The sequence below is a fragment of the Pseudomonas sp. BP6 genome, from assembly GCF_017875935.1.
Classification (GTDB): Bacteria; Pseudomonadota; Gammaproteobacteria; order Pseudomonadales; family Pseudomonadaceae; genus Aquipseudomonas; species Aquipseudomonas putida_Y.
Genome location: NZ_JAGINI010000001.1, coordinates 200,035 through 217,265, shown reverse-complemented (window position 1 = coordinate 217,265; position 17,231 = coordinate 200,035). Strand labels below are relative to the sequence as shown.

At 62.7% G+C, this 17,231-nt stretch carries 14 protein-coding genes, 1 other RNA gene and 1 pseudogene; 8 read left to right on the top strand and 8 right to left on the bottom strand.

Annotated features, from left to right (window positions below; translation table 11 throughout):
- Window positions 1-192 precede the first annotated feature (192 nt).
- Both dnaK and grpE read right to left on the bottom strand, forming a co-directional pair.
- Window positions 193-2,118 carry a molecular chaperone DnaK gene (gene dnaK, locus J3A98_RS00985; RefSeq protein WP_010955366.1) on the bottom strand — a complete coding sequence of 642 codons (1,926 nt, stop codon included), beginning with the start codon at window positions 2,116-2,118 and terminating at the stop codon, window positions 193-195.
- Between the two features lie 101 nt (window positions 2,119-2,219).
- Window positions 2,220-2,777, bottom strand: a complete 558-nt coding sequence (grpE, locus tag J3A98_RS00980) for a nucleotide exchange factor GrpE (protein WP_012053755.1) — start codon at window positions 2,775-2,777, stop codon at window positions 2,220-2,222.
- 193 nt (window positions 2,778-2,970) lie between these two features.
- On the opposite strand from grpE, the gene recN reads away from it, so the two are divergent.
- Complete coding sequence (gene recN / locus J3A98_RS00975; RefSeq protein ID WP_209963389.1) at window positions 2,971-4,644, top strand: DNA repair protein RecN; 1,674 nt, start codon at window positions 2,971-2,973, stop codon at window positions 4,642-4,644.
- Between the two features lie 192 nt (window positions 4,645-4,836).
- Here recN and fur read toward each other — a convergent pair whose 3' ends face one another.
- On the bottom strand, window positions 4,837-5,241 hold the full coding sequence (fur, locus tag J3A98_RS00970) for a ferric iron uptake transcriptional regulator (RefSeq protein WP_003249922.1): 405 nt from the start codon (window positions 5,239-5,241) through the stop codon (window positions 4,837-4,839).
- Window positions 5,242-5,338: 97 nt separating this feature from the next.
- Between fur and J3A98_RS00965 the strand changes: the two genes are divergently transcribed.
- Window positions 5,339-5,875, top strand: coding sequence for an outer membrane protein assembly factor BamE (locus J3A98_RS00965; RefSeq protein WP_176685384.1), 537 nt, complete (start codon window positions 5,339-5,341; stop codon window positions 5,873-5,875).
- Window positions 5,876-5,936: 61 nt separating this feature from the next.
- Here the strand turns inward: J3A98_RS00965 and J3A98_RS00960 are convergent, their stop codons facing one another.
- Window positions 5,937-6,371 (bottom strand): type II toxin-antitoxin system RatA family toxin, encoded by a 435-nt coding sequence (locus tag J3A98_RS00960; RefSeq protein WP_003249916.1) that lies wholly within the window; start codon window positions 6,369-6,371, stop codon window positions 5,937-5,939.
- Between the two features lie 163 nt (window positions 6,372-6,534).
- Here J3A98_RS00960 and smpB point away from each other — a divergent pair, with 163 nt between their 5' ends.
- Window positions 6,535-7,017, top strand: a complete 483-nt coding sequence (gene smpB, locus J3A98_RS00955) for an SsrA-binding protein SmpB (protein ID WP_014592415.1) — start codon at window positions 6,535-6,537, stop codon at window positions 7,015-7,017.
- 559 nt (window positions 7,018-7,576) lie between these two features.
- Here smpB and J3A98_RS00950 read toward each other — a convergent pair.
- Window positions 7,577-8,344, bottom strand: coding sequence for an FCD domain-containing protein (locus J3A98_RS00950; protein WP_021784338.1), 768 nt, complete (start codon window positions 8,342-8,344; stop codon window positions 7,577-7,579).
- Window positions 8,345-8,601: 257 nt separating this feature from the next.
- Here J3A98_RS00950 and J3A98_RS00945 point away from each other — a divergent pair, with 257 nt between their 5' ends.
- The 5 genes from J3A98_RS00945 (at window position 8,602) to ssrA (ending at window position 15,455) form a co-directional block, all read left to right on the top strand.
- Window positions 8,602-10,272, top strand: a complete 1,671-nt coding sequence (locus tag J3A98_RS00945; protein ID WP_053870479.1) for a lactate permease LctP family transporter — start codon at window positions 8,602-8,604, stop codon at window positions 10,270-10,272.
- A gap of 62 nt (window positions 10,273-10,334) precedes the next feature.
- Entirely contained in the window at window positions 10,335-11,480 is a 1,146-nt protein-coding gene (gene lldD / locus J3A98_RS00940; RefSeq protein WP_021784340.1) for an FMN-dependent L-lactate dehydrogenase LldD, read from the top strand.
- Between the two features lie 75 nt (window positions 11,481-11,555).
- Window positions 11,556-14,366 carry an FAD-binding and (Fe-S)-binding domain-containing protein gene (locus tag J3A98_RS00935; RefSeq protein WP_209963384.1) on the top strand — a complete coding sequence of 937 codons (2,811 nt, stop codon included), beginning with the start codon at window positions 11,556-11,558 and terminating at the stop codon, window positions 14,364-14,366.
- A gap of 310 nt (window positions 14,367-14,676) precedes the next feature.
- The gene (locus J3A98_RS00930) at window positions 14,677-14,964 is read left to right on the top strand and encodes a hypothetical protein (protein WP_209963381.1); all 288 of its coding nucleotides are present in this window, start codon (window positions 14,677-14,679) and stop codon (window positions 14,962-14,964) included.
- A gap of 99 nt (window positions 14,965-15,063) precedes the next feature.
- Window positions 15,064-15,455, top strand: a transfer-messenger RNA (tmRNA) gene (ssrA, locus tag J3A98_RS00925).
- Window positions 15,456-15,714: 259 nt separating this feature from the next.
- On the opposite strand, the pseudogene J3A98_RS00920 reads toward ssrA, so the two are convergent.
- The 3 genes and pseudogenes from J3A98_RS00920 to J3A98_RS00910 form a co-directional block, all read right to left on the bottom strand.
- Window positions 15,715-15,864: pseudogene (locus tag J3A98_RS00920) on the bottom strand (helix-turn-helix domain-containing protein); the annotation flags it as partial.
- A gap of 127 nt (window positions 15,865-15,991) precedes the next feature.
- Window positions 15,992-16,600, bottom strand: coding sequence for a LysE family translocator (locus tag J3A98_RS00915; protein ID WP_198747859.1), 609 nt, complete (start codon window positions 16,598-16,600; stop codon window positions 15,992-15,994).
- Window positions 16,593-17,231: a site-2 protease family protein gene (locus J3A98_RS00910; protein ID WP_209963378.1), complete on the bottom strand. Its 639-nt coding sequence runs from the start codon at window positions 17,229-17,231 to the stop codon at window positions 16,593-16,595. The genes J3A98_RS00915 and J3A98_RS00910 overlap by 8 nt, the downstream gene beginning before the upstream one ends.

Here is a 17,231-nt window from a genome sequence, read left to right as displayed (position 1 = left end):
ATTTGCACCTTGTTGGGCGTCTGGCATCTGCGCCACGCCATCAGCACCCGCCCGCTACCCTTAAAAGCCACTGACAGATGCTGTAAAAATTCTCGAATTCCAGATACGCCAACGCGGGAGCAAGCCCCCGCGCGGCGACATCCTACCAGCTCACCGGCAAACGACGGTGAACTGGCCGACAACATGCAGGGATTACTGCTTGTTGTTGTCTTTCACTTCTTCGAACTCGGCGTCAACCACGTCATCGTGCTTGGCTTCCGGCTCGGCCTGCTGCGCGCCACCCTGAGGCTGTTCAGCCGACTGCTCGGCGTACATCTTCTGGGCAACCGGGGCAGAGACCTTGGACAGCTCTTCAACCTTGGCGTCGATGGCAGCCTTGTCGTCGCCTTTGACAGCGGCTTCCAGGGCAACAACGGCGGCCTCGATGGCGGTTTTCTCTTCAGCGGTAACCTTGTCACCTGCGTCAGCGACCATCTTGCGGGTCGAGTGCACCAGCGCGTCACCCTGGTTACGGGCAGCGGCCAGCTCTTCGAACTTGCGGTCTTCCTCGGCGTTGGCCTCGGCGTCACGCACCATGCGCTCGATTTCTTCGTCCGACAGGCCGGAGTTGGCCTTGATCACGATCGACTGAGTCTTGCCGGTAGCCTTGTCTTTCGCGCCTACGTGCAGGATGCCGTTGGCGTCGATGTCGAAGGTCACTTCGATTTGCGGCACGCCACGCGGTGCTGGCGGAATGTCAGCCAGGTCGAACTTGCCCAGCGACTTGTTCTGCGCAGCCTGCTTACGCTCACCCTGCAGCACGTGAATGGTCACGGCGCTCTGGTTGTCGTCGGCAGTCGAGAACACCTGCGACTTCTTGGTCGGGATGGTGGTGTTCTTCTCGATCAGCGCGGTCATCACGCCGCCCATGGTTTCGATACCCAGGGTCAGCGGGCTGACGTCCAGCAGCAGTACGTCTTTCACGTCACCGGCCAGTACCGCACCCTGGATGGCAGCACCCATGGCAACCGCTTCGTCCGGGTTCACGTCCTTGCGCGCTTCCTTACCGAAGAAGTCGGCCACTTCTTTCTGCACCAGCGGCATGCGGGTCTGACCGCCGACCAGGATCACGTCGTCGATCTTGCTGGCGTCGATGCCAGCGTCTTTCAGGGCGATGCGGCAAGGCTCGATGGTACGCTTGACCAGGTCTTCGACCAGCGACTCCAGCTTGGCGCGGGAGATCTTCACATTCAGGTGCTTAGGACCGGTGGCATCTGCAGTGATGTACGGCAGGTTGACGTCGGTCGACTGAGCGGACGACAGCTCGATCTTGGCCTTTTCTGCGGCTTCTTTCAGGCGCTGCAGGGCCAGAGGATCGTTCTTCAGGTCCATGCCCGACTCTTTCTTGAACTCGTCGACAAGGTAGTCGATCAGGCGCATGTCGAAGTCTTCGCCACCCAGGAAGGTGTCGCCGTTGGTAGCCAGTACTTCGAACTGGTGCTCACCGTCGACTTCGGCGATTTCGATGACCGAAACGTCGAAGGTACCACCACCCAGGTCATAAACGATGACGGTGTGGTCGCCCTTGGCCTTGTCCATACCGTAGGCCAGCGCAGCGGCAGTCGGCTCGTTGATAATGCGTTTTACGTCCAGGCCAGCGATGCGGCCGGCGTCTTTGGTCGCCTGACGCTGGCTGTCGTTGAAGTAGGCCGGAACGGTGATGACCGCTTCGGTGACTGGCTCGCCGAGGTAGTCTTCGGCGGTCTTCTTCATTTTCTTCAGGACTTCGGCGCTGATCTGCGGCGGAGCCATTTCCTTGCCAGCAGCCTCGACCCAGGCGTCACCGTTGTTCGCCTTGACGATCTTGTACGGCACCAGCTTGATGTCTTTCTGCACGACATCTTCTTCGAAGCGGCGGCCAATCAGGCGCTTCACTGCGAACAGGGTGTTGTGCGGGTTGGTGACGGCCTGGCGCTTGGCCGACTGGCCAACCAGGATTTCGCCATCGTTGGCGTAGGCCACGATCGAAGGGGTAGTACGCGCACCTTCGGCGTTTTCGATGACTTTGACGTTACCGTTTTCCAGAATGGAGACGCACGAGTTGGTGGTCCCCAGGTCGATACCGATGATTTTGCCCATGTTAACTCTCCCGAAACTTGAATTTGGTAGCAGCGACTACTTTGGCCAACTGCGGTAATACTTGAAGGCTTGACACCTAGATGGGGATGCCCGGAAGGATTTCAAGCCTTTTCATTGATCGAGGGTTGCGCCGCGCTCGGCGCCTTGCTGACCACCACCATGGCGGGGCGCAGCAGGCGGCCGTTCAGCAGGTAACCCTTCTGGAACACGTTCAGCACGCTGTTTGGCTCGACCTCGGCGTTTTCCTGCATGGCCATGGCCTGGTGGTGCTCAGGGTTGAACGGCTGGCCGTGCGGGTCGACCGCTTCAAGGTTGTAGCGCTTGAGCGTGTCCTGGAACATCTTCAGGGTCAGCTCGACACCTTCGCGGATCTGCTTGACGTGCTCATCCTCGGCACTGGAGTGAGCCAGGGCCAGCTCCAGGCTGTCGATCACCGGCAGCAAGTCGCTGGAGAACTTCTCCAGGGCGAACTTGTGGGCTTTTTCCACGTCCTGCTCGGCACGACGGCGTACGTTCTGCAGGTCGGCAACGGCGCGCAGCGCCTGGTCCTTGGCTGCGGCCAGCTGTTCCTCGAGCTCCAGAACACGGGTATCAGCTGCATTGCCTGCACCGGTTTCTTCCACGTTAAGGTCTTTCTCGTTCAGCTGCTCATCAGCCATGGGGTCTCTCCTGCGCAATTTTGTGGACTGCGAGCCAGGCTCGCCTTGGATGACGGCTATATGGGGCCGGAAAAACCAGGTTCAAGGGGCAAGGTGGTTTTCAAGGCTGCAACAGAATCTGCGAAGGGGCATTGGCAGGCCTGAAAAAAGTACTGTATAAATAACCAGACCTGACTTTCGGGAGCCGCCCCCCATGCTGGTGCACCTGTCCATTCACAACTACGCCATCGTCGAGCACCTCGACCTCGAAATCGCCCGTGGCATGTCCGTCATCACCGGCGAGACCGGTGCCGGCAAATCGATCATGCTCGACGCCCTCGGCCTGGCCCTGGGCGACCGTGCCGACAGCGGCGTGGTGCGCCCCGGCACCGACAAGGCAGACATCCTGGCCACCTTCGACCTGGTGGACATTCCCGAAGCGCATACCTGGCTGGCCGAGCGCGACCTGAACAACGAAGGCCTGTGCATCTTGCGCCGGGTGATCACCGCCGAAGGCCGCAGCCGCGGCTACATCAACGGCACGCCCTGCCCGCTCGGCGACCTCAAGGCGCTGGGCGAACTGCTGATCGATATCCACAGCCAGCACGAGCACCAGTCCCTGCTCAAGACCGACACCCATCGTCGCCTGCTTGACGAGTATGCCGGTGCCGTCGACCTGGCCCGCCAGGTACAGCTTGCAGCCAAGCGCTGGAACCAGACCCGCCTGGAGCTGGAGCGCCTGTCCAACTCGGGCGACGAGCAGCGCGCCCGCCACCAGTTGCTCAGTTACCAGCTGGAAGAACTGGACAACCTCGGCCTGGGCGAGCACGAACTGGAGCAGCTGGAACAGGAACACAAGAACCTGACCAGCGCCGAAGCCCTGTTCGGCATCTGCCGCCAGGTCATCGACCAGTGCAGCGAGAGCGATTCGGGCAATGTGCTCAGCGCCCTCACCTCCAGCCTCAACCGCCTGGGTGCCGCCACCAACTCGCCCAAGGCACTGAGCGAAGCGGCCAACCTGATCGCCAGCGCACAGATCCAGGTCGAAGAAGCCATGGGCGAGCTCAACCGCTTCCTCGACAACTTCGACGCCGACCCGATGCGCCTGCAAGCCCTGGAAGAGCGCCTGGACACCATCTATACCCTGGCGCGCAAACACCGGGTGCACCCCACCGAACTGCCCCACCTGCAACAGCAATTGATGGAAGAGCTGGAAGGCCTTAATGCCAGCGATGAGTCGATCGAGCGGCTGGGCGAAGAGCTTGGCGCCTTTGCCCAGCACTATAAAGAGAAGGCGCGCGAACTCAGCGGCCTGCGCCAGCAAGCGGCGCAGCAACTGGCAGGCGCGGTAGAGCAGGAAATCCAGCGCCTGGGCATGCCTGGCGGGCGCTTCTGCATAGAGCTGACACCCAACGAAGGCACAGACCTTTCACCCCATGGCCTGGAGCAGATCGAACTGCTGGTCAGCGCCAACCCTGGCCAGCCACTCAAGGGCCTGGCGAAGGTGGCGTCGGGCGGTGAACTGTCACGTATCAGCCTGGCGATCCAGGTGATCACGGCGCAGACCTCGCGCATTCCTACCCTGGTGTTCGACGAAGTCGACGTGGGTATTGGCGGGCCAACGGCAGAAATCGTCGGCCAATTGCTGCGGCGCCTGGGCGAACGCGGCCAGGTACTGACCGTGACCCACCTGCCGCAGGTGGCGGCGCAGGGGCATCACCATCTGTTCGTGCACAAGGTGCGCAACAGCGACACCACCCACACCGCCGTGGCTAGCCTTGGCAAGCGTGAGCGCGTGGAAGAAGTGGCGCGGATGCTCGGCGGGATCGACCTGACCAAGGAATCTTTGGCGCATGCGCGCAAGATGGTGGTGAGCGGCAAGGCCTGAGCCTTGCTTTTCCAGGACGATTCGCGGGCACGCCCGCTCCCACAGGGTGATCACAGGATCTGAAACCTGAGGTGTTGGACCTGTGGGAGCGGGCGCGCCCGCGAAGAGGCCGGCACAGACAACACATCGTTCAATCCCAGAAAGCACAAAGGCGACCCGAAGGTCGCCTTTGCCATCCATAACGAAAAATCGTTACTTCTTCTTACGCACATACAGGACCAGATTGTGGTCCACCAGCTCGAAGCCATGCTCGGCCACGATTTCGCGCTGGCGCTTCTCGATTTCAGCATCCATGAATTCGATGACTTCACTGGTATCCACGTTCACCATGTGGTCGTGGTGACCGCCGTCGGCCAGCTCGAACACTGCATGACCGCCGTCGAAGTTGTGGCGAACCACCAGACCCGCCGCCTCGAACTGGGTCAGCACGCGATAGACGGTGGCCAGGCCTACATCCTCGCCAGCCTCCATCAGCGCCTTGTAGACATCCTCTGCACTCATGTGACGCTGCTCGGTAGAGTCGAGCATCTGAAGGATCTTGACTCGAGGCAGGGTCACCTTGAGACCGGCTTTGCGCAATTCGCTATTTTCAACCATGGTCAGCTTTCTCGCCGATGCTGCTTCGCAGCTTCTCTTAATACGGGTATGATCGGGGTTTACGTTGTCCAGCCAAGATAGTGGAAGTCGCCCACCGATGCAAAACACCAAGCTCTTGCTAACCAGCCTCACCCTAGTGGGACTGCTCGCACTCGCCGGTTGCTCGTTTCCCGGGGTTTACAAAATCGACATCCAGCAGGGCAATGTCGTCACGCAAGACATGATAGACCAATTACGCCCGGGAATGACCCGCCGGCAAGTAAGGTTTATCATGGGCAACCCGCTGATTCAGGATACCTTCAACACCAATCGCTGGGATTACCTGTACAGCCTGCAGCCTGGTGGCGGTAAGCGCCAGCAAGAACGCATGAGTGTATTTTTCAACGAAAGCGATCAACTGGTCAGCCTGTCTGGCGACTTCATGCCAGGCGTCAGCCGCGATCAGGAAATCCTCGGTGGCAGCAGCGACACCACCATCAGCCCGGCCACCGAGCCAGGCCAGACCGAGCAGCCGGCAGCGCAGCCTGAAGAAAAACCGGCCAAGCCAGGTTCGACCGAAGAGGCCATCCAGCGCGAGATCGACACCATCGAGACCACCCCGGTCCCGACCCCCGCACCGCTGGAAACCCGGTAGCCGGGAAGCAGGTGCAAAAAAGCCCGGACGTGTTCCGGGCTTTTTATTGCCGCCCGTTCAGTCAGGCATTCAGTTGCTTGGCACGCTGGCAGAACGCATCGACCAGCGTGTTGGCCGCCTGATTGAATAGCGGGCCCAACGTGGCACGCACAATCGGCCCGGCGTAATCGAAGGACAGGTCCAGGCTGATCTTGCAGGCCTTTTCACCCAGTGGCTTGAACACCCAAACACCATGCAGCTGGGTGAATGGCCCTTCTTCGAGATTCATCTCGATGGACTGCCCCGGCACCAGCACGTTACGCGTAACGAAGTGCTGGCTCATGCCACCCTTGGCCACTTCGAGCTTGGCACGCATGTGTGTATCGCTGGTTTCGATCACCGTCGAGGCCGAGCACCACGGCAAAAACTCAGGGTAGCTGGCTACATCGTTGACCAGATCGTAAAGCGCCTGGGCGGGGTATGGCAGCAGGGCGGAGCGTTGAATATGGGTAGTCATCCAGGCGTCACTTCCAAGGCTGGGTGGCGACGCTTCGCAGCGTGCCGAAAACAGGTTCTGTGCGTATGACAGGGTTTGTATTGTCCGGTATTCATTCCAGTGGCTCAAGCACACCGAAATCCCATAGCGGACGACGCGCGGACTTGCCTATAATGCCGCCCCTATGGCTAAGCAAAAAAAACATCCGACCGGGACCATCGCGCAAAACAAGAAAGCGCGACACGATTACTTCATCGAACACAAGTTCGAGGCCGGGCTGGTCCTGTCCGGCTGGGAAGTAAAAAGCCTGCGAGCCGGCAAGGCGCACCTGACTGACAGCTACGTGCTGCTCAAGGACGGTGAGGCCTGGCTGTTCGGCAGCCACATCACCCCGCTGACCACGGCCAGCACCCACGTCATCGCCGACCCTACACGCACCCGCAAGCTGCTGCTGAACAAGCGCGAGCTAGAGCGCGTGGAAGCGGCTGTGGCGCAAAAAGGCTACACCTGCGTGGCTTTGGCGCTGTACTGGAGCAAGCACCTGATCAAGTGCGAAATCGCACTGGGCAAGGGTAAGAAGGAATTCGACAAGCGCGACACCATGCGCGAGCGCGATTCCAACCGCGAGCTGCAGCGGGCTGTGCGGAACAAGGGCAAGGAAGACTAATTGGTCTTTAGCCTGTTCCGGCCTCTTCGCGGGTAAACCCGCTCCCACAGGAAGGGCACCAGATTCAAACCCGGCGCCTATCCTGTGGAGCAGCCTCTTCGCGGGCACGCCCGCTCCCACAGGAAGAGCACCAGATTCAAACCCGGCGCTTATCCTGTGTGCAGCCTCTTCGCGGGCACGCCCGCTCCCACAGGAAGGGCACCAGACTCAAGCCAGGCGCTTATCCTGTGTGCGGCCTCTTCGCGGGCACGCCCGCTCCCACAGGAAGGGCACCAGTCTCAAGCCAGGCGCTTATCCTGTGTGCAGCCTCTTCGCGGGCACGCCCGCTCCCACAGGAAGGGCACCAGTCTTAAGCCCGGCGCTTATCCTGTGTGCGGCCTCTTCGCGGGCACGCCCGCTCCCACAGGAAGGGCACCAGACTCAAGCCCGGCGCTTATCCTGTGTGCGGCCTCTTCGCGGGCACGCCCGCTCCCACAGGAAGGGCACCAGATTCAAGCCCGGCACCTATCCTGTGGGAGCGGGCTTGCCCGCGAAGAGGCAGGTACTGCCCATAAAAGTCTCAGCGCCCGCTGCGCCGCTCCGCCCGCGCCACCCGCTGAGCTTCCTCGTGCGCCTCTTCCAGCACCTCCTGCACATACAAAATGTGCCGGCTGGACACCTCCCGCGCATCCTCCGCCCTGCCCTCGACAATCGCCAGGTACAGCTCCCGGTGCTGACTGATCAGCATGTCCCGGGTTTCGGTGCGCTGCTGGTACATGCCGCCGATGTTGGTCACCACGTTGCGCTTGAGCAGGTCGAACAACCCCCGGATGGTGTGCAGCAACACCGCGTTATGGCTGGCCTCGGCGATCGCCAGGTGGAAGCGCGCATCAGCCGCGCCCTCCTCCGCACGGGTTACCTCGTCGAACCTGGCATAGCAGTCCTGCAGCGTATCGAAGGCCGCCTTCAAGCGCGCCCGGTCCGGCTCGGTGGCACGCTGGGCAGCGTAGTAGGCACAGGACGCCTCCAGGGTATGGCGGAACTCGAGCAGGTCACGCTGCGCTTCGGCACTGTGCTCGAGCAACTGCAGCAACGGGTCGCTGAAGGTGGACCCCAACGACTCCGCCACAAAATTGCCCCCGCCCTGACGGCTGACCAACAGCCCCTTGGCCACCAGCTTCTGGATCGCCTCACGCAGTGATGGGCGGGACACACCAAACTGCTCGGCCAGGACGCGCTCGGCCGGCAGCCGCTGCCCCGAGGTCAGCGTGCCTTCCAGAATCATCCCTTCCAGCCGATCGACAATGTCGTCGGACAGGCGCCGCTGGCGTACCTGATCAAAAACCATCACATGCTCTCCACAAACCCCCGGGCAAATGTCAGGGGGTGCCTATTCTCGCCGATCCAGGCCACGCAAACACCCATCAAGCCGCGATTTTCCCAGCACATCAGATGCCCGCTCATCGGTACGCGACCAAAGTTTTGCACAGGACAAATTGACACACCCACGACAGCGCTTTTAACCTAGCGTCCAGCCATTGTAAATTGGTCTTACCAATTATCCAATGCCAGTGCCTGACCAACAACAATTAGGGGCCACCCCATATGCAAACCTGGCAACAACTCTATACCCCGCTTGGTAGTCTCGGCCTGTCCGCACTGGCGGCGGTCATCCCTATCGTGTTCTTCTTCCTGGCCCTCGCCGTGTTCCGCCTCAAGGGCCACGTAGCGGGCAGTATCACCCTCGCGCTGTCGATCCTGGTGGCGATCTTCGCCTTCCAGATGCCTGTCGACATGGCCCTCGCCGCCGCGGGTTACGGCTTCCTCTACGGCCTCTGGCCAATTGCCTGGATCATCGTTGCCGCGGTGTTCCTGTACAAACTCACGGTCAAGAGCGGCCAGTTCGAAGTGATCCGCAGCTCGGTGCTGTCGATTACCGACGACCAGCGCCTGCAAGTGCTGTTGATCGGCTTCTGCTTCGGCGCCTTCCTCGAAGGTGCGGCGGGCTTTGGCGCACCGGTGGCCATCACTGCCGCACTGCTGGTGGGCCTGGGCTTCAACCCGCTGTACGCTGCCGGCCTGTGCCTGATCGCCAACACCGCGCCAGTGGCCTTCGGCGCCTTGGGCATCCCGATCATCGTGGCCGGCCAGGTCACCGGTATCGACGCCTTCCACATCGGCGCCATGACCGGCCGCCAGCTGCCGTTGCTGTCGCTGTTCGTGCCGTTCTGGCTGGTGTTCATGATGGATGGCCTGCGTGGCGTGAAGGAAACCTGGCCTGCCGCCCTGGTCGCCGGCCTGAGCTTTGCCGTCACCCAGTACTTCACCTCGAACTTCATCGGCCCGGAACTGCCAGACATCACCTCGGCACTGGCCAGTCTGATCTGCCTTACCCTGTTCCTGAAAGTCTGGCAGCCCAAGCGTGCGTTCAGCGAGGCCAAAGGCAGTGTCGGCGCAGCCGTTGTGCAGCCAAGCGGCAGCCAGCCTAGCCCGTACAGCTTTGGCGAGATCTTCAAGGCCTGGTCGCCGTTCCTGATCCTCACCGTGCTGGTCACCATCTGGACCCTGAAGCCGTTCAAGGCGGCTTTCGCGCCGGGCGGCGCGATGTACAACTTCGTCTTCAACTTCGCCATCCCGCACCTCGACCAGCTGGTGATCAAGACCGCACCGATCGTTGCCGCGCCGACCGCCATGCCAGCGGTGTTCAAGCTCGACCCGATCTCCGCCACCGGCACCGCGATCTTCCTCTCGGCGCTGATCTCGATGGCAGTGCTGAAGATCAACTTCAAAACTGGTCTTACCACTTTCAAAGAAACCTTCTGGGAACTGCGCTGGCCGATTCTGTCGATCGGCATGGTGTTGGCCTTCGCCTTCGTCACCAACTACTCGGGCATGTCCTCGACCATGGCCCTGGTGCTGGCCGGTACCGGCGCCGCGTTCCCGTTCTTCTCGCCGTTCCTCGGCTGGCTGGGCGTGTTCCTGACCGGCTCGGACACCTCGTCCAACGCCCTGTTCAGCTCGCTGCAGGCCACCACCGCGCACCAGATCGGGGTCAACGACACCCTGCTGGTAGCGGCCAACACCAGCGGCGGCGTAACCGGCAAGATGATCTCGCCGCAATCGATCGCCGTGGCCTGCGCCGCTACCGGCCTGGTCGGCAAGGAATCCGACCTGTTCCGCTTCACCGTCAAGCACAGCCTGTTCTTCGCCACCATCGTCGGCCTGATCACCCTGATCCAGGCTTACTGGCTGACCGGCATGCTGGTTCATCACTAAAGTGAAAGGGGCCGGGCGCCGTCGTGCGCCCGACACTCCCACAAGCAACGCTGCGAGAATCCATGATCATTTCTGCCTCTACCGACTATCGCGCCGCGGCCCAACGCAAGCTGCCCCCCTTCCTGTTCCACTACGCTGACGGCGGCGCCTACGCCGAGCACACCCTGCGCCACAACGTGTCGGACCTGGCCGGCATCGCCCTGCGCCAGCGCGTGTTGAACAACATGTCCGAGCTCAGCCTGGAAACCAAGCTGTTCGACGAAACCCTGAGCATGCCGGTGGCCCTGGCCCCGGTCGGCCTCACCGGCATGTACGCCCGCCGCGGCGAAGTGCAGGCGGCGCGCGCGGCAGCCGCCCATGGCATCCCGTTCACCATGTCTACCGTGTCGGTGTGCCCGATCGAAGAAGTGGCGCCCGCCATCGACCGGCCGATGTGGTTCCAGCTGTATGTGCTCAAGGATCGCGGCTTCATGCGCAATGCCCTGGAGCGCGCCAAGGCCGCTGGCGTCAAGACCCTGGTGTTCACCGTGGACATGCCCGTACCCGGTGCCCGCTACCGCGACGCCCACTCCGGCATGAGCGGCAAGAACGGCCCGCTGCGCCGCGTGCTGCAAGCCATGACCCACCCCGAGTGGGCATGGGATGTGGGCGTGATGGGCCGCCCGCATGACCTGGGCAACATCTCCAAATACCGTGGCAACCCCACCGGCCTTGCCGACTACATCGGCTGGCTGGGCAACAACTTCGACCCGTCCATTTCCTGGAAAGACCTGGAGTGGATCCGCGAGTTCTGGGACGGCCCGATGATCATCAAGGGCATTCTCGATGCCGATGACGCCCGCGATGCGGTCAAGTTCGGTGCCGACGGTATCGTGGTGTCCAACCACGGCGGCCGCCAGCTCGACGGCGTGCTGTCCAGCGCCCGTGCCCTGCCGGCAATTGCCGACGCGGTCAAAGGCGACCTGAAGATCCTGGCCGACTCGGGCATTCGCAGTGGCCTGGACGTGGTGCGCATGATCGCCCTGGGTGCCGACACCGTACTGATCGGCCGCGCCTTCCTCTACGCCCTTGCCGTGCATGGCCAGGCCGGCGTGAAAAACCTGCTCGAGCTGTTCGAAAAGGAAATGCGCGTGGCCATGGTGCTGACCGGTGCCAAGTCGATCAGCGAGATCACCCGCGACTCGCTGGTACGCGAACTGGGCGCCTGAACGCCTGCAAGAACCACCGCCTGAATGACCCGGGGCATGTAGCGCACAGACGCCACAGCCCCGCGAGGAGACTGCATGAGCCTGCCCGCCGCGTTCCTGCGTGATGCCGAGCGCCTGATCCCCGCCGAACGCCGCTTCGACGACCCCACCTCCACCCTGGCCTTCGGCACCGACGCCAGCTTCTACCGCCTGATCCCCAAGCTGGTGGTGCGCGTCGAGTCCGAGGACGAAGTGGTCGGCCTGATCAAACTGGCCCAGCGCGAGCGGGTGCCGGTCACCTTCCGCGCTGCCGGCACCAGCCTGTCTGGCCAGGCCATCAGCGACTCGGTGCTGATCGTGCTCGGCGATAACTGGAACGGCCGCGAAATCCGTCGCCAGGGCGAGCAGATTCGCCTGCAACCCGGCGTGATCGGCGCCCAGGCCAACGCCTGGCTGGCCCCCTTCGGACGCAAGATCGGCCCCGACCCGGCGTCGATCAACGCCTGCAAGATCGGCGGCATCGTCGCCAACAACGCCAGTGGCATGTGCTGCGGCACCGCGCAGAACACCTACCACACCCTGGCGGGCCTGCGCCTGGTGCTGGCCGACGGCACCCGCCTGGACAGCGAAGACCCGGCCAGCGTCGCCGCCTTCGAAAGCAGCCACGCCGAGCTGCTGGAAGCACTGGCCCGCCTGGGCCGCGAAACCCGCGCCAACACCGCGCTGGCCGAGCGCATCCGGCACAAATACCGGCTGAAGAACACCACCGGCCTGTCACTGAACGCACTGGTGGACTACGACCAGCCGCTCGACATTTTGCAGCACCTGCTGGTCGGCTCCGAAGGCACCCTGGGCTTCATCAGCGCCGTCACGTACGACACCGTGCCCGACCACCCGCACAAGGCCAGCGCCCTGCTGGTGTTCCCCAGCGTCGAAAGCTGCTGCCGCGCGGTACCCGTGCTCAAGCAGCAGCCGGTCTCGGCCGTGGAACTGCTCGACCGCCGCAGCCTGCGCTCGGTGCAGAACATGCCCGGCATGCCGCTGTGGGTAAAAGGCCTGTCGGACAATGCCTGCGCCCTGCTGATCGAATCCCGCGCCGCCAGCCAGAGCCTGCTGCACGAGCAACTGCAGCAGATCATGGCCTCGATCGCCGACTTCCCGCTGGAACAGCAAGTGGACTTCAGCGAAGACCCGGCCGTGTACAACCAGCTGTGGAAAATCCGCAAGGACACCTTCCCCGCCGTCGGTGCCGTGCGCCAGACCGGCACCACGGTCATCATCGAAGACGTGACCTTCCCCGTCGAGCAACTGGCCGAAGGCGTCAACCGCCTGATCCAGCTGTTCGACAAGCACCACTATGACGAAGCGATCATTTTCGGCCACGCGCTGGAAGGCAACCTGCACTTCGTCTTTACCCAAGGTTTCAACAGCGCCGAAGAAGTCGCCCGTTACCAGGCGTTCATGGACGACGTGGCGCAGCTGGTGGCGGTGGAGTTTGGCGGCTCGCTCAAGGCCGAACACGGTACCGGGCGCAACATGGCGCCCTTCGTGGAGCTGGAGTGGGGGCACGACGCCTACCAGCTGATGTGGAAGCTCAAGCGCCTGCTCGACCCCAACGGCATCCTCAACCCCGACGTGGTGTTGAGCGACGACCCGGATATCCACCTGAAAAACCTCAAGCCGCTGCCTGCCGCCGACGAAATCGTCGACAAGTGCATCGAGTGCGGCTTCTGCGAACCGGTGTGCCCGTCCAAGGGCCTGACCCTCAGCCCGCGCCAGCGCATCGTCATGTGGCGTGACATCCAGGCCAAGCAGCGCGCCGGCATCGATACCCGTGAACTGATGCAAAGCTACCAGTACCAAGGCATCGACACCTGCGCCGCTACCGGCCTGTGCGCCCAACGCTGCCCGGTCGGCATCAACACCGGCGAGCTGGTGAAGAAACTGCGCAGCCAGGCCGCCGACCACGCTAAAACCGCCGACTGGCTAGCCGAGCATTTCCACACCGCCCTAAGCGGTGCACGCCTGACCCTGACCGCCGCCAACACCGCACGCAAATTGCTAGGCGCCCCGCGCCTGGGCCGCCTGAGCGCCTCGCTGAGCAAAGCCAGCAAAGGCCGCCTGCCCCAATGGACCCCGGCCATGCCGCAACCGCTGCGCCCCCTGGCCTTCGGCGCGCCCAGCAACGACGCCCGCCCCCGCGTGGTGTACCTGGCCGCCTGCGTCTCCCGGGTAATGGGCCCGGCCTATGCCGACCGCGAACAAAGCTCGCTGCTGGACAAAACCCGCGCCCTGCTGGAAAAGGCCGGTTACCAAGTGGTGTTCCCCGACAACGCCGACAGCCTGTGCTGCGGCCAACCGTTCGCCTCCAAAGGCTACCCCGAGCAGGCCGAACACAAACGCCAGGAGCTGATCACCGCCCTGCTGCACGCCAGCCGCGGTGGCCTCGACCCGATCTATTGCGACACCAGCCCCTGCACCCTGCGCCTGGTGCAGGACCTGGGCGAAACCCGGCTGGACCTGTACGACCCCGTGCGCTTCATCCGCACCCACCTGCTCGACCGACTGGAGTTTACCCCCCAGGACGAACCGGTAGCCGTGCACGTGACCTGCAGCACCCAGCACCTGGGCGAAAGCCAGGCCTTGATCGACCTGGCGCGGCGCTGCAGCAAACAGGTGGTGATCCCGGAAGGCATCCATTGCTGCGGGTTTGCCGGTGACAAAGGCTTTACCACCCCCGAGTTGAACGCCCACTCGCTGCGCAGCCTGAAGGACGCCGTGCAGTATTGCAGCGAAGGCATTTCCACCAGCCGCACCTGCGAGATAGGCCTGTCGAGCCACAGCGGCATCGACTACCACGGCCTGGTCTACCTGGTAGACCGCGTCACCCGACCACGCAGCCTCTAACGCGTTGATATAGGTGGGGAACGCTGTAGGATCTGTGTAGGAGCGGGTTCACCCGCGAAAGGGCCGGCCCTGCTGGCCAATCCCCACCCGCCGTCCACCGTCACAGCCGCCTACACAGATCGGTGGTGGACACACATCGGGCGCCAGACACAGCCCCCCCCCCCGTAGGAGCGGGTTCACCCGCGAACACCGGCAACGCCGGTGCCATCCCCACCTCAATATCGCCCGCCACCATCCCGATTGAACCCCCGCCAATCCCCCACAGTCCACCTTACAGGCCCACCTTCCAGAGGCCCCAGAGGAGACACCCATGAAAGGTACCGCACTTTCGGCCCTGTTCGCGGCCGCCACCCTGCTGGCTTCGCCGGTGTTCGCCGCCGATGACCTCTGCACCACCAACCTGCAAAAAATCGACAACAGCATGGCCACCGCCGGCGCCACCTCCGAGGGCCTCGACAAGGCCATCACCGAGCACGTCGACAAAGCCAAGGCCGCCCAGGCCTCGGGCGACACCAAGGAATGCATCGCCATTACCAGCAAAGTGCTGGAGCGCCTGGAAAAAACCGAGAAAGGCAGTAGTGGCAACGGCGGCGCGTGAGCCCAAAAGCGGGCGACTGGACCGGCTGTCGACGTCGCCCGCGCAATGGCGTATACTCCGTCCTACGCGCCGCAAGGTGCGTTAGCCAAGAGCTAGTGCGGGGCCGATTAGGATTCGACGCCGGTAGCGAAACTCTAGGTGCATGCCGAGTTGGTAACAGAACTCGTAAATCCACTGTTGCAACTTCTATAGTTGCCAATGACGAAACCTACGGCGAGGAATCCTACGCTCTCGCAGCGTAAGTGACCTTTGCTTCTGGTAGCTTCGGCTCCAGCAATCACTAGGGGATGCCTGTAAACCCGAAATGATTGTCATACAGAACAGGATCGTCGCGTAGCACGTTGTGGGCGAAGTGACTAAAACTTACACAACTCATCCAAAGCACCCTGCCCGTCGGGCGGCTGCGGATTAAATCAGTAGACACGGCTAAGCATGTAGTACCGACAGCGGAGTACTGGCGGACGGGGGTTCAAATCCCCCCGGCTCCACCAAATCCAAAGAAGAAGACGCCCTCGGGCGTCTTTTTTTGTGCCTGGCATTTGGGCGCTGCGGGTGGAAAAATCGGATTTAACCCCTTTCTTGCAGGGCTTTTCCCAAACCGCATCGAAGCCGGCATTCCTTGCCAAAACGCCCGCGAACAGGCCTCGGAACTGATGGGCTATGAATAGGGTAGGCAACGCGTTGAGATCAGCAATTTGACTCACCAAAGCGCAGTCGCCCTCACCCCACCATCGACAATCCCCTACCCACCCCACCACGCGGCAGATCCTCGAGCCCTTCGATACCATTGGCCAGGTACCGACTACGCCACTTGAACACCACTGGTGCGGTAACGTTCAGCCGCAAGCTGACCTCCTTCGGTGTCAGTCCACTGTCCAGCAACAGCAGAATCGAGGCCCGGGTAACGCTACGATAGGGCATTCGCCCGGAGCGGGCAGTCTTCCTCAGATGTGCGCGGTCGTCATCCGACAGCAGGAATTCCAGTGCCTTCCTGGCCATGCAGCCTCCTGGTTACATTCAAAACGGTTCATTTGCTGGCCGACGCCATCAGCATGCCAAAACAGAAGAAAGTGACGCCCGAAAGCTTGCCGACAATCCGCGCGCCGCGGTTGGTCGACAACCAGCCCCTGGCGCCGTTGGCCATCAGCGCATAGCCGGTGTGCACCAGCACCACCAGCAGGGCGTAGGACGACACCAGTATGAAGAACTGGCTGTAGTAGCTGTCCTGCGCACGGATGAACTGCGGGAAAACCGCCAGGAAGAAAAATCCTGCTTTGGGGTTGAGCAACTGGATCGACAGCGCCTCGACAAAACGGCGCCAGGGTTGCGTGGCGGTCACCGTGAGCTCGGAGATAAAGCGCTGCGTGCGCCACATCTTGACCCCCAGGTACAGCAGGTACAGGGCACCAACATACTTGAGCACGGTGAACGCCATCGCAGAGGTCGCCAGGATCAACCCGACACTGCTGGCCGAGAGTCCGGCGACGATGAAGGCGCCCAGGGCGATACCGAGGATCCCGGGCAGCGCGCCGCTCCATCCATGGCGCAGGGCGTTGGAAAGTGTCAGCACCACTCCGGGGCCAGGGCTGAGTACGGTAAGCGTCGCGAGAATGAGGAACAGTCCATAACTAGCCATGCAGCATGCCTCCTGGCAGCAGGTTCAACAACGTCCGCGCCGCCCAGAGCAGGTATTGCCCCAGCAGCCCGGTGAACAGCAGGCCGGCACCGACCACATAGAGGTACGGTTGCAAGCCTTGATAACGCCTCCACCCCCGCTCGCCACACAGCGCCTGAATACAGGTGGCGCCATCCAGCGGTGGCACCGGCAGCAGGTTGACCACGCAGAGCAGCAGGTTGAGCGAGGCGCTGGTCTCGAGAAACACCACCCAGGCGCCCTGCCCATCGGCCGGACGCAACGCTAGGCACGCCGCCGCCAGCAGCAGGTTCGCCAGCGGGCCGGCCAGCGCGGTGCACAACAGGCCCAGGCGGCGCTGGGCCAGTTGCGGCCCGATCGGTACCGCCCGCCCCCAGCCCACCAGCATCCCCGGCAGGTTCGTCAGCACGGTGATGGCAAACACCGAGCACGGCACCAGCGCCGTGCCCAGCAACGAGCAGTGCCGCAGCGGATTGATCGACACCCGCCCGCTGACCAGCGCCTGGCGGTCACCGAACAGCGCGGCCACCAGCGCGTGGGCGGCCTCGTGCACGGTCACCGCCAGGATCAACGCCGGCAGCAACTGTGCGAGACCTTGCACGACGTCGAGCAT